Genomic DNA, 17,961 nt, shown 5'->3' with positions numbered 1-17,961 from the left:
CGCGATGCCGGCATTCCGTTTCGAAGCAATCGATTCGGCGGGACGCGCGCAGAAGGGCGTCATCGACGCCGACAGCGCGCGTGCCGCGCGCGGCCAGCTGCGTACGCAGGGGCTGACGCCGCTCGTCGTCGAGCCGGCTGCCAGCGCGACGCGCGGGGCGCGGTCGCAGCGGCTCGCGTTCGGCCGCAAGCTGTCGCAGCGCGAACAGGCGATCCTCACGCGCCAGCTCGCGAGCCTGCTGATCGCGGGGCTGCCGCTCGACGAGGCGCTCGGCGTGCTGACCGAGCAGGCCGAGCGCGACTACATCCGCGAACTGATGGCCGCGATCCGTGCGGAAGTGCTCGGCGGCCATTCGCTCGCGAACGCGCTGGGCCAGCATCCGCGCGACTTCCCCGAAATCTATCGCGCGCTCGTCGCGGCCGGCGAGCACACCGGCAAGCTCGGCATCGTGCTGTCGCGCCTCGCCGACTACATCGAGCAAAGCAACGCGCTGAAGCAGAAGATCCTGCTCGCGTTCACGTACCCGGGAATCGTCACGCTGATCGCATTCGGCATCGTCACGTTCCTGCTGAGCTATGTCGTGCCCCAGGTCGTCAACGTGTTCGCGAGCACGAAGCAGCAGCTGCCCGTGCTGACGATCGTGATGATGGCGCTGTCGGATTTCGTGCGGCACTGGTGGTGGGCGATCCTGATCGCGGTCGTGCTCGTCGTGTGGTTCGTGAAGGCGACGCTGTCGCGTGACGGCCCGCGGCTGCGCTTCGACCGCTGGGTGCTGACCGCGCCGCTCGCGGGCAAGCTCGTGCGCGGCTACAACACGGTGCGGTTCGCGAGCACGCTCGGCATTCTCACCGCGGCGGGCGTGCCGATCCTGCGCGCGTTGCAGGCGGCCGGCGAGACGCTGTCGAACCGCGCGATGCGCGCGAACATCGACGATGCGATCGTGCGCGTGCGCGAAGGCTCCGCGCTGTCGCGTGCGCTGAACAACGTGAAGACGTTTCCGCCGGTGCTCGTGCACCTGATCCGTTCGGGCGAAGCGACGGGCGACGTGACGACGATGCTGGATCGCGCGGCCGAAGGCGAAGCGCGCGAGCTCGAGCGCCGCACGATGTTCCTGACGAGCCTGCTCGAGCCGCTCCTGATCCTGGCGATGGGCGGGATCGTGCTCGTGATCGTGCTGGCCGTGATGCTGCCGATCATCGAGCTGAACAACATGGTGCAGTAACGGCCCGACAGTCGATCAGGCCGCTACCGTTCAGCGCATGTAGATCGCGGGGGACGGCGTGTTCGCCGGCAGCTGGATTTCGGCGCGGGCGCCGTTGCGGTCGACGACGATCGAGCGGGGGCGGACTTCGGCGAGCTTCGCGCCGGGCGTGACCTCCGCGCCGAGCGACACGGCGCGCGGCGGTTCGCCGCCGACGCCGACGATCGCGGCGGCACCGCGATCGAGCGAGAGGATGCCGAACAGGTGGATGTCCTGCACGGGATTCTTGTCGAGCTGACCGCCGAAGAGCGCCGCGGCGTCCTCGGTACGGATCGGCAGCCGCGCGGCGGCGGCGGGCAGCGGCGCTTCACGGGCTGACAGCGTGACGACCCAGTAAGTGGCCGTCGCGCACAAACCCGCGAAGAGGGCTAGGGAGAGGATCCGGATCGAGAGCGCGTTCATGCGCGCTATTGTACGGATCTATGTGAAATTTGCGTTGGGTGAAAGCCCTCGGCAATGCGCGCCTTACAATGCGTGCTCCGCGACCGCGGGTCCGGAAGGTTGCCGTCAGGCAATCGTCCGGTGCACCGGGCGCGTCACCCAACCAACGACATTTTTTGGAAAGAGGTAGTCAGTCATGCAAACGTGGATCACTCGCCGCAACGCGGCCGTGCGTCGTCAGCGCGGTTTCACGCTGATCGAGATCATGGTGGTGGTCGCGATCCTCGGGATCCTGGCGGCGCTGATCGTGCCGAAGATCATGAGCCGCCCGGACGAGGCGCGCCGCATCGCCGCGAAACAGGACATCGGCACGATCATGCAGGCGCTCAAGCTGTACCGTCTCGACAACGGCCGCTACCCGACCCAGGATCAGGGCCTGAACGCACTGATCCAGAAGCCGTCCACCGATCCGATCCCGAACAACTGGAAGGACGGCGGTTATCTCGAGCGCCTGCCGAACGATCCGTGGGGCAACGGGTACAAGTACCTGAACCCGGGCGTGCACGGCGAGATCGACGTGTTCAGCTACGGCGCCGACGGCAAGGAAGGCGGCGAAGGCAACGATACCGACATCGGTTCGTGGCAATAAGCGCTCACTGACCGGCCCGACGCTTCGTTCCCGTTCTTCATGCTCGCCATTCGCACGACCTCCCGCTGCGGTCGCGACCGCCGTGCGCGTCGCGGCGCGGCTTCGTCCGTGCCGGCGCATGCCGACGGCGGGCCGACGAAGCACGGTGCGCGGCGGCGGCGCACGCGCGGCTTCACGCTGCTCGAAATGCTGGTCGTGCTCGTGATCGCGGGCCTGCTCGTGTCGCTCGCGTCGCTGTCGCTCACGCGCAATCCGCGTACCGACCTGCGCGAGGAAGCGCAGCGCATCGCGCTGCTGTTCGAGACCGCCGGCGACGAGGCGCAGGTGCGTGCCCGGCCGATCGCATGGCAGCCGACCGAACACGGCTTCCGTTTCGACGTGAGCTCGCCCGACGGCTGGCGCACGCTGCGCGACGACCTGCTGCGCCCGCGTGACTGGGACGGCGGCGTCACGGGCGCCGACATCGACTATCCGGGGTCCGACACGCGCGCGAGCCGCGTCGTGTTCGGCACCGAGAGCATCGACACGCCGGTGCGCGTGACGCTGCATTCGGCCGCCGGCAGCGCGACGATCGTCGGCACCGGCAACGGCCGCTACGAGGTGCAATGACGATGCGTCGTCGCCTGCCCTTCCCCGTTGCTTCATCGCACCGCCATGCCCCGACGGGACTTCATGCGCGGCGCGGTTTCACGATGATCGAGGTGCTGGTCGCGCTCGCGATCATCGCGGTCGCGCTCGCCGCGTCGATCCGCGCGGTCGGGACGATGGCGACCAACGCCTCCGATCTTCATCGCCGGCTGCTCGCCGGCTGGAGCGCCGACAACGCGCTCGCGCAGATGCGGCTCACGCATGCGTGGCCGGAGATCGGCGAGCAGAGTTTCGACTGCTCGCAAGGCAACGTGCAGCTCGTCTGCACGCAGCGCGTGAGCACCACGCCCAACCCGGTGTTCCGGCGCGTCCGGATTTCGGTGAGCTCGCCCGGGCATGCCGGCGTGCTCGCGCAGATGGTGACGGTGGTCGCGAATGAAACCAGCCGTCCGCTCTGACGCGCCGATGCGACGCCCGTTCGCCCGCCCCGCCCGCGGCTTCACGCTGATCGAGCTGATGATCGCGATCGCGATCCTCGCGGTGGTCGCGATCCTCGCGTGGCGCGGGCTCGACCAGATCATGCGCGGTCGCGACAAGGTCGCGGCCGCGATGGAAGACGAACGCGTGTTCGCGCAGATGTTCGACCAGATGCGCATCGACGCGCGGCTCGCCGCAACCGACGACGAAGCCGGCCAGCCGGCGATCGGCGTCGCCGGCAACACGCTGCAGATCGTCCGCGAACTCGACGTGCCGGGCGTCGCGCCGCGGCTGCAGGTGGTCCGCTACCGGATCGCCGGCGGACGGGTCGTGCGTTACGCGTCGCCGCCGATCGACGACGCGAACCGGCTGCGCGGCATGCTGAAGGACAGCAGCGTCGAAGGCTGGAGCTGGGTCGCGCTGATGGGCGGCGTCGGCGCGATCGACGCGAAGCTGTACGTGCCGCGCGTGGGCTGGACCACCAACCTGCAGACGGCCGACGACGCGCTCGCGCAGAACAACGACGCGCTCAAGGTGCCGCAGCTCGGCAACGCGCCGCCGACGCGCGCGGTGACGGGGCTGCAGGTCAGCATCGGTGCGACGTCGCTGCGCGTGCCGGTCACGCGCATCTTCCTCGTCGGGGAATGACGATGCGCGCGCGCCCTCCCCGTTCATTGCCTGCCGCCCGTGCTGCCAGCCACGCACGGGCACGCGGCCGCCAGCGCGGCGCGGCGATCATCACCGCGCTGCTCGTCGTCGCGCTGTCGGCGATCCTCGTCTCGGGGATGCTGTGGCGCCAGCAGGTGCAGATCCGCCGCATCGAGAACCAGCGCGAGATCGCGCAGGCGCAGTGGGTCGCGCGCGGCGCGCTCGACTGGACGCGGATGATCCTGCGCTCCGAAGGCGATACGGCGCCCGGCATCACGTACCTCGGCGGCATCTGGGGCGTGCCGATCGCGAAGACGAAACTGTCGGACTTCCTCGGGCGGATCGGCGCCCCCAACGACACCGGCGGCGAAGACACCTATATCTCCGGCTCGATCGAGGACGCCCAGGCGAAGTTCAACCTGCGCAACCTCGTGGCGTCGCCGGCGCCCGGCGTGCTGCAGTTGAACGTCACGCAGGTCCAGGCGTTCCAGCGCCTGCTGACGACACTCGGCTACGACGGCGCGTTCGCGAAACGCGTCGCGCTGCAGGTGCGCGCGGGCCTGCTGCATTCGGCGACGCGTTTCCAGATGCCCACGCTGCCGGGCGGCGGCACGGCGCCGCCGGTCACCGCGCCGGTGACGACCGATCAGCAGGGCGGCGGCGGCTTCACCGACGATCCCGGCATGACGGGCGGCGACCGCGGGCCCGCGCCGCTGATGATGACGGGTGTCGACAGCCTGCTCGACGTCGACGGCGTGACGCCCGAGATGGTCGCGCGGCTGCGCCCGTTCGTCACCGTGCTGCCGACCACGACGCCCGTGAACATGAACACCGCGCCGGCCGAGGTGATCGCGGCGCTGATTCCGGGGATGAGCGTGTCGTCCGCGCAGGCACTCGTGTCGCGCCGCGAGACCGTGTTTTTCCGCAACGTCGCCGATGTGCAGCTCGCGCTGCGCGGCGCCGGTGCGCCGCCGAACGTGACGCTCGACTCGAGCCTCGTCGACGTCAATTCGAGCTATTTCATCGTGCATGGCCGGATCCAGCACGAACGCGCGGAGGTCGATCGCACCTCGCTCGTGTATCGTGATCCGACCACGCACTCGACACGGGTCGTGCGCATTCGCGACCAGCTATAACGACGCCATTCGGGAGAGGAGCTCTTGTGAGCACGTTGATTGTTTCTTTGCCGCCGCGCGAGCCTGCCGTGCCGTTGCAGGAATGGCAGTGGCCCGAGCTGCCGTTCACGCTCGTCGACAAGGCCGGCCACGTGCAGCGCGCCGGCCGCGCCGCGCTGGCGCTGCTGCCGCGCGCGAATGCGACGGTGCTGATCGTCGCCGCGCGCGACGTGCTGCTGCTGGCCGCGACCGTGCCGCCGCTCAAGGGCCCGAAGCTGCGCCAGGCGCTGCCCAACATCGTCGAGGATCAGCTGATCCAGGATCCGCTCGGCTGTCACATCGCGCTCGATCCGGACGCGCTGCCCGACGGGCGCCGCGTGCTGGCCGTCGTCGATCGCGCGTGGTTCCGCACGATCTGCGAAGCGTTCACGGCGGCCGGCCACCGGCACCTGAGCGCGGTGCCCGCGACACGCTGCCTGCCGGCGCCGCACGCACCCGCGGCGCCGGCCGACGGCGAGGTCGATGTCGCGGCGGTTGCCGCGGACGCCGTCGACATGCCGCCGGCCCGCCCGGCGACGGTAGCCGCGGTGCTCGGCCTCGCGACGGCGGTCGAACCGGTGCTCGTGGAGGCCGGTGCGCTGCCGGCCGCGGCCGGTGCGCCGCGCCTCGAACTCGCGGTCGCGCGCGGTGCGCTCGGCGAAGGCTTCGCGGCGCCCGCGTCGCGCGCGGCCGGCACGCTGGCCGCGCTCGCGGGCGGCGGCGACGTCGAACTGTACGAACTCGGCGAGCCGGGCGCGGAGCCGCGGCTCGCGTCGGTCGGCCGCGCCGACGGCCCGCTGCTGCCGGGTGCCGCGCCGTTGTCGTTCGACGCGTTCGCGCGGCGCGCGCTGACCGAGAAGTTCGACCTGTGCCAGTTCGAATTCGAATCGCAGCCGTGGCGCTTCGACCGCGCGACGGTGAAGCGCTTGCGCGTGCCGCTCGCACTCGCCGCGGCGACGCTCGGCGTGGCGGTGATCGGGATGAACCTGCACTGGTGGAAGCTGTCGCGCGAGCGCGATGCGCTGTCGGCGCAGATCACCGAGACACTGCTGTCCGCATTCCCGAAGACGACGACGGTGCTCGATCCGCCCGCCCAGATGCAGCGCCAGCTCGACCAGTTGCGCGTGGCGGCCGGCGAGCTGTCGCCGAACGATTTCCTCGCGCTGTCGAGCGGGCTGTCGCGATCGATGGGTGCGCTGCCGCTGAACGGCATCGCGTCGCTCGACTATCACGACCGCCGGCTCGACGTCGGCTTCAAGCCGGAGGTCAAGGTCGATCCCGATTTCACGCAGCGCCTCGCGCGTAACGGACTGTCCGGCGAAGTCGACAGCAATACGGGCAAATGGACGATCCGGAGCCGCTCATGAAGACGGAACAACTGAACCAGACGCTGGCCCAGTTCTGGGGCGAGCGCTCCCCGCGCGAAAAAATGCTGCTCGGCTGGGGCGGCGCCGTGCTGGCGGTCGCGATCGCGTATTCGGTGCTGTGGTCGCCCGCGCAGGAAGGCCGCGCGCGGATCCAGCGCGAGCTGCCGACGATGCGCCGCGAGCTCGCGCAGATGACCGCGCAGGCGAACGAGGCGAAGTCGCTGGCGGCCGCCGCGCAAGGCGTGGCACCGACCGGCCTCGCGCTGAAGGACGCGCTGACCGCGTCGCTGTCCGATCACGGGATGCAGGGTGCGCAGGTACAGATCGTCGGCAACGGCGTGCAGATCCAGATGAAGAACGTGTCGTTCCCGGCGTGGACGCAGTGGCTCGACGATGCGCGCCGGCAGTTCAAGGTGCAGGTCGGCGAGGCGCATGCCACTGCGCTGAAGGACGACGGCCAGGTCGACCTGACGGCCGTGATGCAACCGTCTACGCAGAAATGACGCAGTGGATGACGCAAGTGGCGGTCGGCCGATGAGGCCGGGGATCAGGCGGCTCGCCACCGCATTGCCGTGGGTACTGGCGGGCGGACTGGCGACGGCGGTGACGCTCGTCGCGCTCGCGCCGGCCGCGTGGATCGCGCCGCAGTTCGCGCGCGCGACCGGCGGGCACGTGAATCTCGTCGATCCGGACGGGTCGCTGTGGCATGGTTCGGGCACGCTGATGCTCGCGCCGGGGGCCGACCAGAGCGCGGCGACGCTGCTGCCGGGCCGGGTCGAATGGACCACGGGCTTCTGGCCGCTTCTGACCGGGCGCGTGCAGATGCGCATGCGGCAGACCGACGCGATGCCGGATGCGGTCACGCTCGATGCGACGTGGCGCGGCGCGGTGTTGTCGGCGGGCACGATGGCCGTGCCGGCGTCGCTGCTCGCGGGGCTCGGCACGCCGTTCAACACGCTCGACCTGCAAGGCGACGTGCGGCTCGGCTGGAGCGACTGGCGCATGATCGGCAACAACGCGTTCGGCCAGCTGACGGTGACGATCGACTCGATGAGTTCGCGCATCTCGCGCGTGAAGCCGCTCGGTTCGTACCGCGCGGTGCTGCAGGCGAAGGGGACCGGCGCCGATCTCGACCTGTCGACGACGCAGGGCCCGCTGTTTCTCGACGGCCACGGCAACTTCGGCCCCGGCCAGGGATCGTTCCGCGGCACCGCGCATTCGGCGCCCGAGCAGCAGGCGAACCTCGCCGGGCTCCTGAACCTGCTCGGCCACCCGATCGGGAACAACGAGGTTTCGCTGATCTTCGGCGACGCGCAGCGCTGACGCGCGCGTCGCCCTTTCCTTCCTACTTCTGCGCGAGCGGCGCGGCGACCGACGGTGCGGTGGCCGCCGGCGCGGCCGCACCGGACGCCGGCACGGGTGCGGGCGCCGCCATGTCGCCGTTCTCGCGCGCCATCTCCGCGACGTTCCACCCGCCGCCGAGCGCCTTCACGAGCCCGACCGACGACACCATCCGCTGGCCGGCGATCGTCGCGAGCTTCTGCTGCGCGGTGAACGCGGTGGTCTGCGCGGTCAGCACGTTCAGGTAGGCGACCGTGCCGGCCTTGTACTGGTTCGTGACGATCGCGAGCGCGTGCTCGGCGCTGTCGACGGCCTGCCGCTGCACGTCGATTTCCTGCGCGAGGATGCGTTGCGACGCGAGGTTGTCCTCGACGTCCTGGAATGCGGTGAGCACCGCGAGGCGGTACGCGGCGACGTCCTGGTCGTAGGTCGCACGCGCGGCGTCGGTCTGCGCGGCGCGCAGCCCTGCGTCGAACAGCGTGGCCGCGAGCTGCGGGCCGACCGTCCAGAAACGCGCCGGCAGCGTGAACAGCTGCGACCACACCGAGCTCTGGAAGCCGCCGGTGGCCGACAGCGTCAGGGTCGGGAAGAACGCCGAGATCGCGACGCCGATCTGCTCGTTCGCAGCCGCCGCACGGCGCTCGGCCGCCGCGATGTCGGGCCGGCGTTCGAGGATCGCGGACGGCACGTCGACCGGCGTGATCGGCGGCTCGGCCGCGAGCGGATTCGGCGGCAGCGAGAAGGTCGACGCCGGTTCGCCGATCAGCGTCGCGATCGCATGCTCGTACTGCGCGCGTGCGACGCCATTGTCGATCGACGCCGCCTGCGCGCTTTGCAGTTGCGTCTGCGCCTGGATCACGTCCGCGCGCGCGGCGACGCCCTGCGCGTACTGGTTCTGCGTGAGCGTCAGTGACCGCTGGTACGACTTCACGGTGTCGTCGAGCAGCTTCTGCAGCGCATCGGATGTGCGCAGCTGGTAATAGGTTTGCGCGAGCAGCGCCTGCTGCGACAGCCGCGCGTTCGCGAGATCGGCCGCGGCCGCCGCTTCGCCGGCGCGTTGCGCGCTGACGGTACGGCTCACCTTGCCCCACAGGTCGGGTTCCCAGCTCGCGTCGAGACCGACGCTGTAGCTGTTGTTGATCGAACCGGACGAGCCGCTGCCGAAACCCGACGACGAACCCGACGAGACCGACGTGCGCGGCGTGCGGGCGCGCGAGCCCGACGCGGTCAGCCCGACGGTCGGGAAGTACGCGGCACGCGCCTCGGTGACGAGCGCGCGCGCCTGCCGGTAAGCGGCCGCCGATTGCGCGATGGTCTGGTTCGATGCATTGAGCTTGCCGATCAGCGCATCGAGCTGCGGATCGTTGTAGACCGTCCACCACGGGCCGCGGTCGGTGCGGTCGGCGGGTTGCGCGACCTTCCAGCCGGCCGGCGCTTCCTTGTATGCGGCGGGGATCGACGTGTCGGGCCGGTGATAGTCGGGCCCGACGGCGCAGCCGGCGAGCAGCACGGCCGTCGCGACGGCGACGGCGGCGCTCAGCGGGCGAAGGGCGCGCGGGAGGGAGGCGTACGGCATGGTGATTTTCCTGTCTGGGCGCGACGTCCGGCGAGCGGCGTCGCGCGATGCGGTCGTCGTGCCGCTGGCGGACAAATGGTAACTGACGGCGGGATAGCTGCGCAGCCCAAAGGGTACGGTGCGCGGCGACAGGAATGTGTTACCGGCGCGAGCGGCCGGTTTACCGGCCATTACGGCTCGCTGGCCGGAAGACGGGCGGGCGGTGCCGGCCGTGCGGGGCGCCGCCGGGGTTCGGGACGGAACCCGGACGAAACAGTCGGGAAGGCAGGCGGAAGGCGCGCGCCGTCAGTGGCAGCGCGCGGGCAGCGGGAGCGGTTCGGCGGCGGGCCGCCATGTCGACGGCTCCGTCGCGGCCGGCTGGCCCGTGCGGCGCGCACCGTCTTTCGCGTTGCGCTGCCGGCGATGATCGAACCATGCCACCCCGAGCGCCGCGAGCGAGCCGCCCGGCACCACCAGCATCGTCACGTACAGCGCGATCTTCCAGCCGCGGTGCGGCCCGGAAAACACATGGTGAGCGGTATCGGTCAGGTTGCGGCGCAGCGCGCCGGCGGCATTTTTCAGGAACAGCATCGCGAACATCCTCGGGTGCCCGGCAGCGCGGGCGAATCGGTCAGAACATAGTCTCCGGCAGTGCAACATGCACGTCGTAACTGGTAGTCTCGAATAATATTGACTAAGCAATCAATTTTCAAGATACTGGGCGCGTTCAAATCCGAAACGCACTATTGCTGCGCGCGCAATCGCATGACCGGCGGCCTCTACGATCCCGAGAACATCACGCTGGAAACGAGCCTCGGCTATTACCTGTCGAAGGCGAAGCAGGCGCTCGTCGAGCGGATGGATCGCGCGCTCGAGCCGCTCGACCTCACCGCGCAGCAGATCGGCGTGATCCTGCTGCTGGCGCGCGGTTATGCGCGTACACCGTTCGAGCTGTCCCGCAAGATGTCGTACGACAGCGGCTCGATGACCCGAATGCTCGACCGGCTCGAACGCAAGGGGCTGATTGCCCGCTCGCGCAGCGAGCAGGACCGCCGGATGATCGAGCTGACGCTGACCGAACGCGGCGCCGACGCTGCCCGTGCGCTGCCGTCGCTGATCGCGACCGCGCTCAACGCGCAGCTCGACGGTTTCTCGGCCGACGAGCTTGCGACGCTCACCGGCCTGCTGCAACGCTTCATCGCCAACGGGCCCGGCACCGCCGGTTGCCCGAAACCCGACGACGAAGCGGACTGCTGATGTGCGCGGAGGCCCCCATGTCTAGGTTAAGCGTTCGCTTATTTATCTGTCTGGGCAGAAGATGACAGGGCACGCGCTCCCCTTTTCCCTTTATCCGTTCCACCCGGCCGGGCTGCGCTGCGGCGCACACCCGTGCGTTGTGCCGGCGCGTCGCGCGCGCCGCGTCTAGGAGATTTCGATGTCCGCCACCACGGCATCCGCCGCCTCCCCCGCCGCCGAACCCGCGCCGCTGTCCGGCGGCGCCCTCGCGCTGCTCACCGTCGGGCTGGCGCTCGGCACCTTCATGGAAGTGCTCGACACGTCGATCGCGAACGTCGCGGTGCCGACCATCTCGGGCAGCCTCGGCGTCGCGACGAGCGAGGGCACCTGGGTGATCTCGTCGTACTCGGTCGCGTCCGCGATCGCGGTGCCGCTTACCGGCTGGCTCGCGCGGCGCGTCGGCGAGGTGCGCCTGTTCACGCTGTCGGTGCTCGCGTTCACGATCGCGTCGGCGCTGTGCGGCCTGGCGACCAACTTCGAGACGCTGATCGCGTTCCGGCTGCTGCAGGGCCTCGTGTCGGGGCCGATGGTGCCGCTGTCGCAGACGATCCTGATGCGCAGCTACCCGCCCGCGAAGCGCGGGCTCGCACTCGGGTTATGGGCGATGACGGTGATCGTCGCGCCGATCTTCGGCCCGCTGCTGGGCGGCTGGATCAGCGACAACTACACGTGGCCGTGGATCTTCTACATCAACCTGCCGATCGGCATCTTCTCGGCGACCTGCGCGTATTTCCTGCTGCGCGGCCGCGAGACGAAGACGACGAAGCAGCGGATCGACGCGATCGGCCTCGCGCTGCTCGTGATCGGCGTGTCGTGCCTGCAGATGATGCTCGACCTCGGCAAGGACCGCGACTGGTTCAACTCGACGTTCATCGTCGCGCTCGCGCTGATCGCGGTCGTGTCGCTCGCGTTCATGCTCGTGTGGGAGGCGACAGAGAAGGAACCGGTGGTCGACCTGTCGCTCTTCAAGGACCGCAACTTCGCGCTCGGCGCGATGATCATCTCGTTCGGCTTCATGGCGTTCTTCGGCTCGGTCGTGATCTTCCCGCTGTGGCTGCAGACGGTGATGGGCTACACGGCGGGCAAGGCCGGCCTCGCGACCGCGCCGGTCGGGCTGCTCGCGCTCGTGCTGTCGCCGCTGATCGGCCGCAACATGCACCGGCTCGACCTGCGGATGGTCGCGAGCTTCGCGTTCATCGTGTTCGCCGGCGTGTCGATCTGGAACTCGACGTTTACGCTCGACGTGCCGTTCAACCATGTGATCCTGCCGCGTCTCGTGCAGGGGATCGGCGTCGCGTGCTTCTTCGTGCCGATGACGACGATCACGCTGTCGAGCATCTCCGACGAGCGGCTCGCGAGCGCGTCGGGGCTGTCGAACTTCCTGCGCACGCTGTCGGGCGCGATCGGCACCGCGGCCAGCTCGACGTTCTGGGAGAACGACGCGATCTACCACCACGCGCGGCTGTCGGAATCGGTGAGCGTGTATGCGCAGAGCACGACCGACTACCAGGGCGCGCTGTCGCAGCTCGGCATCGTCGGCCAGACGGCCAACGCGCAGCTCAACCAGCTCGTCACGCAGCAGGGCTTCATGATGGCGACCAACGACTTCTTCCTGTTGTCGGCCTTCATGTTCGGCGCGCTCGCGGCGCTCGTGTGGATCACGAAGCCGAGGAAGGGGGCGGGGCCGGCGATGGGGCATTGAAATCGGCAAGCGGTTCGAGGGTGACGCATGAAGTTGCTGCTCGATACACCCCTGCTTCTTTGGGCGGCAGCCGGTGCGGCCGAACTGCCCGCCCGCGCCGGTGCGCTCATCGAGGATCCCGCCTGTACACCGCTTTTCAGCGTCGCGAGCCTCTGGGAGATCGTCATCAAGCGTGGTCTGGATCGCGACGATTTCCAGGTGGACCCAAACGTGCTCCGTCGCAATCTCCTCGATGTCGGCTACATGGAATTGCCGATCACGAGCGCACACGCACTTGCAGTCGAACAACTGCCGTCGATCCATCGAGATCCGTTTGACCGTCTCCTGGTCGCGCAGGCGATCTCGGAAGGCATTACGCTGCTTACGCACGACCCTACCATCGCCCGCTATCCGGGCCCGATCAGGCACGTCTGAGTGCGCCGGGCATCGCCCGGCCGTCACGCCCTCGCCCGCAACCCGCCGAACGCCAGATCGTCGCCGGGCGCGATGGGCAGCGTCGCCCGCGCGACGTCGAGCCACGCGCGCGCCGCGTGCGACAGATACCCCTTCTTCAGCCAGCCGAGCGCGATCGCCCACGTGATTTCCGGCTCGACGATCGGCCGGCACGTGAACTGGCCCGCGTCGAGCCGCCGGCAATACGGCTCGGGCAGCAGCGCGATGCCGACCCCCGCATGCACGAGCGCGGCCATGAAATCCCAGTGGCCGCTGCGGCTCACGATCGACGGCGTGAAGCCGGCCTGCCGGCACGCGTCCAGTACCGCGTCGTGCAGCGCGAGGCTTTCCGCGTAGAACACGAACGACTCGCGCGCGAGATCCGCGAGCGGCACGGCCGCGTGATCCTCCCAGCGCGACTCGCGCGGCGCGACGAGCCACAACGGCGCACGCACCATCGGCAGCCGCTCGAAGATGCCGGGATCCACCGGCTCCAGCAGCCCGCCGAGCTCCAGTTCACCCGACGTCAGCGCGGCCTCGATCATCCGCGCGCCCTGCTCGAACAGCTTCAGCTCGATGTTCGGGTAGCGCTGCTTGTACGCGGCGATGATCGGCGTGAACAGCGAGCCGCCGAGCGGCGGGATGCCGATCGTCAGCTCGCCGCGCCCGAGCGTGCCGAGATCGTTCAGCTCCGACTGCAGCTGCGCCTGCGCGGCGAGCACGTCCTGGCCGCGCTGGAACACGATCCGCCCCGCGTCGGTCAGCACCATCTGCCGACCGTCCCGCAGCAGCAGCGGCGAACCGATCTCGTCCTCCAGCGCCTTCACCATCTTGCTGATGGTCGGCTGGGTCACGAACAGCCTGTCGGCGGCCGCCGTGAAGCTCTGCTGGCGAACCACCTCGACGAAGTACCGCAGTGCGCGCAATTCCATCGATCACTCCCCAGATTGGTGCAACGAACACAATCAGAATTCCGAATTGGAATGATAAGGATAGAGACAAGTCATTTTATTTATGGTTAGGGGAAACCCTATACTCCTCCCATCAACGCAATATCTGTATGGAGCCTGCCATGACCAAGCCGACCGCTACTGCCGCCGCCCGCCCCGCCGCTTCGGGCAGCATTGCGCACACGGGCCGGATCGTGCTGCAGGCCGCCGCGCTCGGCGTGCTGTGGATGGCGGTCGACTGGGCCGTGCGCAGGATCGGGCTGCCGATTCCGTCCGGCGTGATCGGCCTCGCGGTACTCCTCGTGCTGCTGTTCTCGGGCCGCGTCGCACCTGCGTGGGTGAAGGACGGCGCGAACTGGCTGCTGTCCGACATGCTGCTGTTCTTCGTGCCGGCCGCCGTCGCGGCCGTGCAATACGGCGGGTTGTTCCGCGAGGACGGCTGGCGCATCGCGCTGGTGATGCTCGCCGGCACCGCGTTCGTGATGGTCGCGGTGGCCGTCGCGGTCGACCTCGCCGCGAAGCTCGAGCGCCGGCTCGCCGCGCAGCGCGTGTTCGCCGAACGCCGCCGCGCGCGCCTCGCCACCGTGTCCGCCCACTGAGCCGGAGCCTGCCATGTTGCCGCTGCTGTCGAGCCTGTCCGCCGACCAGGTGAATACCGCGATCTCGGTCGGCTGCTTCGTGCTGACGGTCGCGCTGTATTTCGCGTCGAAGCGGCTCTACGCGTACAGGAAGACGCTGCTGTTCTCGCCGCTCGTGTTCGTGCCGGGCGTGCTGGTGCTGCTCGTGCTGCTGACCGGCATCCCGTATTCGGTCTACTTCCGCGACACGCGCTGGCTGATGTGGCTGCTCGGCCCGGCGACGATCGCGTTCGCGGTGCCGATCTACGACTATCGCGACCTGATCCGCCGCCACTGGCTGTCGCTGTCGGTCGGCGTCGCGGTCGGGATCGGCGCGGGCGTGTGCGGCTCGCTGCTGCTCGCGAAGCTGCTGCACCTGTCGCCCGAGCTGCAGCGCTCGCTGATGACGCGCTCGGTCTCGACCCCGTTCGCGCTCGCCGTCTCCGACAAGATCCATGCGCCGAAGGACCTCACCGCCCTGTTCGTGATCGCGACCGGCATCTGCGGGATGCTGCTCGGCGAGATCGTGCTCGCGCTGGTGCCGATGCGCACGCGGCTCGCGCGCGGTGCGCTGTTCGGCGCGGCCGCCCACGGCGTGGGCACCGCGAAGGCGCGCGAGATCGGCAGCGAGGAAGGCGTCGTGTCGAGCCTTACGATGATGATCGCGGGCGTCGCGATGGTGCTGATCGCGCCGCTGCTGTCGCTGTTGCCGATCTGACGTCGTTCGGGCGGGCGCCACGGCTCGCCTTCCCACCGTTCCTCGCCTTTCCCGCCTGCCGGAGCGCCGGCCCGCCGCCGCGGCCGGTTTCGCCCGCCGTTCCTGCCCTGCATCGAGCCGCGCCGGCCGACAATCGGCTGAGATAGCCGCAAATCCCCCCTCTTTTCCGCCCATCAGGCTCGGCCCGGATGCCGAACAATGCATGCTACGAGACATCACGCACGCATCCACATGGCCTCCACGACCGCAAACCCGACCGCCGACAAGCCGGCTTCGTCCGGCAAGTTCAAGCGCATCGCGCTCATCGCCGTCATCGCGCTGGGCGCGGCGGCCGCCGCAGCCGGCGGCATGTACGTGTTCCTGAGCAAGGAAGGCGTCGGCCATGCGAGCGCGCCCGCCGAGCCGGCGCCGCTGGCCGCGCCGGTGTTCTTCCCGCTCGACCCGCTGACCGTGAACCTGCAGTCCGACGACGGCGCGCAGCACTACCTGCGTGTCGGCCTGTCGCTGAAGCTCACCGACCCGAAGGCGCAGGAGCAACTGACCGCGCGGATGCCGGAGATCCGCAGCCGGATCCTGCTCGCGCTGTCGAACAAGCATCCCGAGGATCTGGCGACGCCGGACGGCAAACGTTCGCTCGCGAAGGAACTGCGGGAACTGATCGAACAGCCGACGCAGCCGGGCAACCAGCGCGCGAAGGTCGACGACGTGCTGTTCACCGAATTCGTCGTCCAGTAACGCGGCCGCGAAAGGAGCGCGTATGGGCCACCAGGAGTTCATGTCCCAGGAGGAGGTCGATGCCCTCCTCAAGGGCGTCACGGGCGAAACCGATTCGGTCGACGAGCAGCGCGACACGTCGGGCGTCCGCCCCTACAACATCGCGACGCAGGAGCGGATCGTCCGCGGCCGGATGCCCGGCCTCGAGATCATCAACGACCGCTTCGCGCGCCTGTTGCGGATCGGCATCTTCAACTTCATGCGGCGCACGGCGGAAATCTCCGTCAGCCAGGTGAAGGTGCAGAAGTACAGCGAGTTCACCCGCAACCTGCCGATCCCGACGAACCTGAACCTCGTGCACGTGAAGCCGCTGCGCGGCACGTCGCTGTTCGTGTTCGACCCGAACCTCGTGTTCTTCGTCGTCGACAACCTGTTCGGCGGCGACGGGCGCTTCCACACGCGCGTCGAGGGCCGCGATTTCACGGCCACCGAGCAGCGGATCATCGGCAAGCTGCTGAACCTCGTGTTCGAGCACTACACGACCGCGTGGAAGAGCGTGCGGCCGCTGCAGTTCGAATTCGTGCGCTCGGAGATGCACACGCAGTTCGCGAACGTCGCGACGCCGAACGAGATCGTGATCGTCACGCAGTTCTCGATCGAGTTCGGGCCGACGGGCGGCACGCTGCACATCTGCATGCCGTACTCGATGGTCGAGCCGATCCGCGACGTGCTCGCGTCGCCGATCCAGGGCGAGGCGCTCGAAGTCGACCGCCGCTGGGTGCGCGTGCTGTCGCAGCAGGTGCAGGCCGCCGAGGTCGAGCTGACGGCGAATCTCGCCGAGATCTCGTCGACCTTCGAGAAGATCCTGAACCTGCGCGCGGGCGACGTGCTGCCGCTGGAGATCGAGGACACGATCACCGCGAAGGTCGACGGCGTGCCGGTGATGGAATGCGGCTACGGAATTTTCAATGGTCAATATGCGTTGCGCGTGCAGAAGATGATCAGCGCGGGCGACGCGATGAAGGAAGGTGGATATGAGTGAGCTGAACCAGACGCCCGAGGACGACGCGCAAGCGATGGCCGACGCGGCCCTCGCGGCCTCGGCCGCCGCCGCGCAGGCGGCACCGGCCGCAGCGGAGGAAGATCCGGGCATGGACGACTGGGCCGCCGCGCTCGCCGAGCAGAACCAGCAGCCGGTGCAGCCGGGCGCGACGGGCGCCGGCGTGTTCCAGCCGCTGTCGAAGGCCGCGGCCAGCTCGACGCACAACGACATCGAGATGATCCTCGACATCCCGGTCAAGATGACCGTGGAGCTCGGCCGCACGAAGATCGCGATCCGCAACCTGCTGCAGCTCGCGCAGGGTTCGGTCGTCGAGCTGGACGGCATGGCCGGCGAGCCGATGGACGTGCTCGTGAACGGCTGCCTGATCGCGCAGGGCGAGGTGGTGGTCGTCAACGACAAGTTCGGCATCCGCCTGACCGACATCATCACGCCGGCCGAACGCATCCGGAAGCTGAATCGATGAACGTGGCGAAGCCCGGCCGCCGTGCGCGCGTCGCGAGCGCGGTGGCGGCTGTCGCGGCCATCGCGGCGTCGCTCGCGTGCGCACCGGCCGGTGCCGCCGACATGAACGCGGTGAACCACGCCGGGGCGATCGCGTCGAGCGTGACCGTCGGTTCGGCCGCGCCGTCGCTGGGCATCGGCGCGGTGCTGCAGACCCTCGTCGGGCTCGCGGTCGTGATCGGTCTCGTGTTCGCGTGCGCGTGGCTCGCGCGTCGCTTCGGCTTCCAGCACGTGCGCCGCGGCGGCCCGCTGAAGGTCGTGTCGAGCGTCGCGGTGGGCGCCAAGGAAAGCGCGACGATCGTCGAGATCGGCGACACCTGGCTCGTGCTCGGCGTCGCGCCGGGCAACGTGCGGCTGCTGCATGCGCTGCCGGCCGGTTCGGCGGCGGCCGGCGCGACGACCGCCTCGACCGGCGCACCTTCCGGCGCCGCACCGTCCGAAGGCGGCCTGCCCGGCACGTTCGGCTCGCGGTTTCGCGACGCGCTCGCGGGCGAAGCCGCGAAGCGCCTCGGTCGCGGCAAGGACCGCTGACATGGCGCCGCGCCCT

At 69.4% G+C, this 17,961-nt stretch carries 22 protein-coding genes; 18 read left to right on the top strand and 4 right to left on the bottom strand.

What is annotated here, in order from left to right; genetic code table 11:
• The first annotated feature begins 4 nt into the window (after positions 1 to 4).
• Positions 5 to 1,222 carry a type II secretion system inner membrane protein GspF gene (gene gspF, locus AB3K92_RS22660; protein WP_021160406.1) on the top strand — a complete coding sequence of 406 codons (1,218 nt, stop codon included), beginning with the start codon at positions 5 to 7 and terminating at the stop codon, positions 1,220 to 1,222.
• A 30-nt stretch (positions 1,223 to 1,252) separates the two neighbouring features.
• Here the strand turns inward: gspF and AB3K92_RS22655 are convergent, their stop codons facing one another.
• Positions 1,253 to 1,663 carry a type II secretion system protein N gene (locus AB3K92_RS22655; RefSeq protein WP_027788737.1) on the bottom strand — a complete coding sequence of 137 codons (411 nt, stop codon included), beginning with the start codon at positions 1,661 to 1,663 and terminating at the stop codon, positions 1,253 to 1,255.
• Between the two features lie 175 nt (positions 1,664 to 1,838).
• On the opposite strand from AB3K92_RS22655, the gene gspG reads away from it, so the two are divergent.
• Genes gspG through AB3K92_RS22615 form a run of 8 tightly spaced genes read left to right on the top strand, consistent with a single transcriptional unit; the run spans position 1,839 to position 7,848 of the window.
• The gene (gene gspG / locus AB3K92_RS22650; RefSeq protein ID WP_011350483.1) at positions 1,839 to 2,291 is read left to right on the top strand and encodes a type II secretion system major pseudopilin GspG; all 453 of its coding nucleotides are present in this window, start codon (positions 1,839 to 1,841) and stop codon (positions 2,289 to 2,291) included.
• Positions 2,292 to 2,330: 39 nt separating this feature from the next.
• Positions 2,331 to 2,900: a GspH/FimT family pseudopilin gene (locus tag AB3K92_RS22645; protein ID WP_021160404.1), complete on the top strand. Its 570-nt coding sequence runs from the start codon at positions 2,331 to 2,333 to the stop codon at positions 2,898 to 2,900.
• 2 nt (positions 2,901 to 2,902) lie between these two features.
• On the top strand, positions 2,903 to 3,337 hold the full coding sequence (gene gspI / locus AB3K92_RS22640; RefSeq protein ID WP_042975635.1) for a type II secretion system minor pseudopilin GspI: 435 nt from the start codon (positions 2,903 to 2,905) through the stop codon (positions 3,335 to 3,337).
• The gene (locus AB3K92_RS22635; protein WP_081057200.1) at positions 3,315 to 4,004 is read left to right on the top strand and encodes a type II secretion system protein J; all 690 of its coding nucleotides are present in this window, start codon (positions 3,315 to 3,317) and stop codon (positions 4,002 to 4,004) included. The genes gspI and AB3K92_RS22635 overlap by 23 nt, the downstream gene beginning before the upstream one ends.
• A gap of 2 nt (positions 4,005 to 4,006) precedes the next feature.
• Positions 4,007 to 5,140 (top strand): type II secretion system minor pseudopilin GspK, encoded by a 1,134-nt coding sequence (gene gspK / locus AB3K92_RS22630; RefSeq protein ID WP_021160401.1) that lies wholly within the window; start codon positions 4,007 to 4,009, stop codon positions 5,138 to 5,140.
• 26 nt (positions 5,141 to 5,166) lie between these two features.
• Complete coding sequence (gene gspL, locus AB3K92_RS22625; RefSeq protein WP_048023995.1) at positions 5,167 to 6,525, top strand: type II secretion system protein GspL; 1,359 nt, start codon at positions 5,167 to 5,169, stop codon at positions 6,523 to 6,525.
• Positions 6,522 to 7,028, top strand: a complete 507-nt coding sequence (gene gspM, locus AB3K92_RS22620) for a type II secretion system protein GspM (protein ID WP_021162223.1) — start codon at positions 6,522 to 6,524, stop codon at positions 7,026 to 7,028. Before gspL ends, gspM begins: the two co-directional genes overlap by 4 nt.
• A gap of 31 nt (positions 7,029 to 7,059) precedes the next feature.
• On the top strand, positions 7,060 to 7,848 hold the full coding sequence (locus tag AB3K92_RS22615) for a type II secretion system protein N (RefSeq protein ID WP_369465863.1): 789 nt from the start codon (positions 7,060 to 7,062) through the stop codon (positions 7,846 to 7,848).
• 22 nt (positions 7,849 to 7,870) lie between these two features.
• On the opposite strand, the gene AB3K92_RS22610 is transcribed toward AB3K92_RS22615, so the two are convergent.
• Entirely contained in the window at positions 7,871 to 9,442 is a 1,572-nt protein-coding gene (locus AB3K92_RS22610) for an efflux transporter outer membrane subunit (RefSeq protein WP_048023997.1), read from the bottom strand.
• A 285-nt stretch (positions 9,443 to 9,727) separates the two neighbouring features.
• Entirely contained in the window at positions 9,728 to 10,012 is a 285-nt protein-coding gene (locus AB3K92_RS22605; protein ID WP_048023998.1) for a hypothetical protein, read from the bottom strand.
• A 174-nt stretch (positions 10,013 to 10,186) separates the two neighbouring features.
• Between AB3K92_RS22605 and AB3K92_RS22600 the strand changes: the two genes are divergently transcribed.
• The 3 genes from AB3K92_RS22600 (at position 10,187) to AB3K92_RS22590 (ending at position 12,833) form a co-directional block, all read left to right on the top strand.
• Positions 10,187 to 10,678, top strand: coding sequence for a MarR family winged helix-turn-helix transcriptional regulator (locus AB3K92_RS22600; RefSeq protein WP_042976873.1), 492 nt, complete (start codon positions 10,187 to 10,189; stop codon positions 10,676 to 10,678).
• Between the two features lie 178 nt (positions 10,679 to 10,856).
• Positions 10,857 to 12,419: a DHA2 family efflux MFS transporter permease subunit gene (locus tag AB3K92_RS22595; RefSeq protein WP_021162228.1), complete on the top strand. Its 1,563-nt coding sequence runs from the start codon at positions 10,857 to 10,859 to the stop codon at positions 12,417 to 12,419.
• Between the two features lie 27 nt (positions 12,420 to 12,446).
• Positions 12,447 to 12,833: a type II toxin-antitoxin system VapC family toxin gene (locus AB3K92_RS22590; RefSeq protein WP_369465862.1), complete on the top strand. Its 387-nt coding sequence runs from the start codon at positions 12,447 to 12,449 to the stop codon at positions 12,831 to 12,833.
• Positions 12,834 to 12,856: 23 nt separating this feature from the next.
• Here the strand turns inward: AB3K92_RS22590 and AB3K92_RS22585 are convergent, their stop codons facing one another.
• Complete coding sequence (locus tag AB3K92_RS22585) at positions 12,857 to 13,783, bottom strand: LysR family transcriptional regulator (RefSeq protein WP_021162230.1); 927 nt, start codon at positions 13,781 to 13,783, stop codon at positions 12,857 to 12,859.
• Positions 13,784 to 13,923: 140 nt separating this feature from the next.
• Here AB3K92_RS22585 and AB3K92_RS22580 point away from each other — a divergent pair, with 140 nt between their 5' ends.
• The 6 genes from AB3K92_RS22580 to fliO all read left to right on the top strand — a co-directional run bounded on the left by AB3K92_RS22580 (position 13,924) and on the right by fliO (position 17,945).
• A complete protein-coding gene (locus tag AB3K92_RS22580) occupies positions 13,924 to 14,400 on the top strand; it encodes a CidA/LrgA family protein (RefSeq protein ID WP_021162231.1) in 477 nt (158 codons plus the stop codon).
• Between the two features lie 13 nt (positions 14,401 to 14,413).
• The gene (locus tag AB3K92_RS22575) at positions 14,414 to 15,136 is read left to right on the top strand and encodes an LrgB family protein (RefSeq protein WP_048024005.1); all 723 of its coding nucleotides are present in this window, start codon (positions 14,414 to 14,416) and stop codon (positions 15,134 to 15,136) included.
• 198 nt (positions 15,137 to 15,334) lie between these two features.
• Positions 15,335 to 15,871, top strand: a complete 537-nt coding sequence (gene fliL / locus AB3K92_RS22570) for a flagellar basal body-associated protein FliL (protein WP_049097223.1) — start codon at positions 15,335 to 15,337, stop codon at positions 15,869 to 15,871.
• Positions 15,872 to 15,893: 22 nt separating this feature from the next.
• Complete coding sequence (fliM, locus tag AB3K92_RS22565) at positions 15,894 to 16,892, top strand: flagellar motor switch protein FliM (protein ID WP_021162234.1); 999 nt, start codon at positions 15,894 to 15,896, stop codon at positions 16,890 to 16,892.
• Entirely contained in the window at positions 16,885 to 17,376 is a 492-nt protein-coding gene (gene fliN, locus AB3K92_RS22560) for a flagellar motor switch protein FliN (RefSeq protein WP_021162235.1), read from the top strand. Before fliM ends, fliN begins: the two co-directional genes overlap by 8 nt.
• A complete protein-coding gene (fliO, locus tag AB3K92_RS22555) occupies positions 17,373 to 17,945 on the top strand; it encodes a flagellar biosynthetic protein FliO (protein WP_048024007.1) in 573 nt (190 codons plus the stop codon). The genes fliN and fliO overlap by 4 nt, the downstream gene beginning before the upstream one ends.
• Positions 17,946 to 17,961 lie beyond the last annotated feature (16 nt).

This window comes from Burkholderia sp. Bmkn7, assembly GCF_041103175.1.
In the GTDB taxonomy this organism is placed as follows: domain Bacteria; phylum Pseudomonadota; class Gammaproteobacteria; order Burkholderiales; family Burkholderiaceae; genus Burkholderia; species Burkholderia cepacia.
Note: the sequence above shows the minus strand (reverse complement) of the source record. Positions and strands in the feature narration are given on the sequence as shown.

Bases quoted from the DNA above. Each gene is read 5' to 3' on its own strand.
- gspF (WP_021160406.1), top strand. From the start codon at position 5: ATGCCGGCATTCCGTTTCGAAGCAATCGATTCGGCGGGACGCGCGCAG.
- AB3K92_RS22655 (WP_027788737.1), bottom strand. From the start codon at position 1,663: ATGAACGCGCTCTCGATCCGGATCCTCTCCCTAGCCCTCTTCGCGGGT.
- gspG (WP_011350483.1), top strand. From the start codon at position 1,839: ATGCAAACGTGGATCACTCGCCGCAACGCGGCCGTGCGTCGTCAGCGC.
- AB3K92_RS22645 (WP_021160404.1), top strand. From the start codon at position 2,331: ATGCTCGCCATTCGCACGACCTCCCGCTGCGGTCGCGACCGCCGTGCG.
- gspI (WP_042975635.1), top strand. From the start codon at position 2,903: ATGCGTCGTCGCCTGCCCTTCCCCGTTGCTTCATCGCACCGCCATGCC.
- AB3K92_RS22635 (WP_081057200.1), top strand. From the start codon at position 3,315: ATGAAACCAGCCGTCCGCTCTGACGCGCCGATGCGACGCCCGTTCGCC.
- gspK (WP_021160401.1), top strand. From the start codon at position 4,007: ATGCGCGCGCGCCCTCCCCGTTCATTGCCTGCCGCCCGTGCTGCCAGC.
- gspM (WP_021162223.1), top strand. From the start codon at position 6,522: ATGAAGACGGAACAACTGAACCAGACGCTGGCCCAGTTCTGGGGCGAG.
- AB3K92_RS22615 (WP_369465863.1), top strand. From the start codon at position 7,060: ATGAGGCCGGGGATCAGGCGGCTCGCCACCGCATTGCCGTGGGTACTG.
- AB3K92_RS22610 (WP_048023997.1), bottom strand. From the start codon at position 9,442: ATGCCGTACGCCTCCCTCCCGCGCGCCCTTCGCCCGCTGAGCGCCGCC.
- AB3K92_RS22605 (WP_048023998.1), bottom strand. From the start codon at position 10,012: ATGCTGTTCCTGAAAAATGCCGCCGGCGCGCTGCGCCGCAACCTGACC.
- AB3K92_RS22600 (WP_042976873.1), top strand. From the start codon at position 10,187: ATGACCGGCGGCCTCTACGATCCCGAGAACATCACGCTGGAAACGAGC.
- AB3K92_RS22595 (WP_021162228.1), top strand. From the start codon at position 10,857: ATGTCCGCCACCACGGCATCCGCCGCCTCCCCCGCCGCCGAACCCGCG.
- AB3K92_RS22590 (WP_369465862.1), top strand. From the start codon at position 12,447: ATGAAGTTGCTGCTCGATACACCCCTGCTTCTTTGGGCGGCAGCCGGT.
- AB3K92_RS22585 (WP_021162230.1), bottom strand. From the start codon at position 13,783: ATGGAATTGCGCGCACTGCGGTACTTCGTCGAGGTGGTTCGCCAGCAG.
- AB3K92_RS22580 (WP_021162231.1), top strand. From the start codon at position 13,924: ATGACCAAGCCGACCGCTACTGCCGCCGCCCGCCCCGCCGCTTCGGGC.
- AB3K92_RS22575 (WP_048024005.1), top strand. From the start codon at position 14,414: ATGTTGCCGCTGCTGTCGAGCCTGTCCGCCGACCAGGTGAATACCGCG.
- fliL (WP_049097223.1), top strand. From the start codon at position 15,335: ATGCATGCTACGAGACATCACGCACGCATCCACATGGCCTCCACGACC.
- fliM (WP_021162234.1), top strand. From the start codon at position 15,894: ATGGGCCACCAGGAGTTCATGTCCCAGGAGGAGGTCGATGCCCTCCTC.
- fliN (WP_021162235.1), top strand. From the start codon at position 16,885: ATGAGTGAGCTGAACCAGACGCCCGAGGACGACGCGCAAGCGATGGCC.
- fliO (WP_048024007.1), top strand. From the start codon at position 17,373: ATGAACGTGGCGAAGCCCGGCCGCCGTGCGCGCGTCGCGAGCGCGGTG.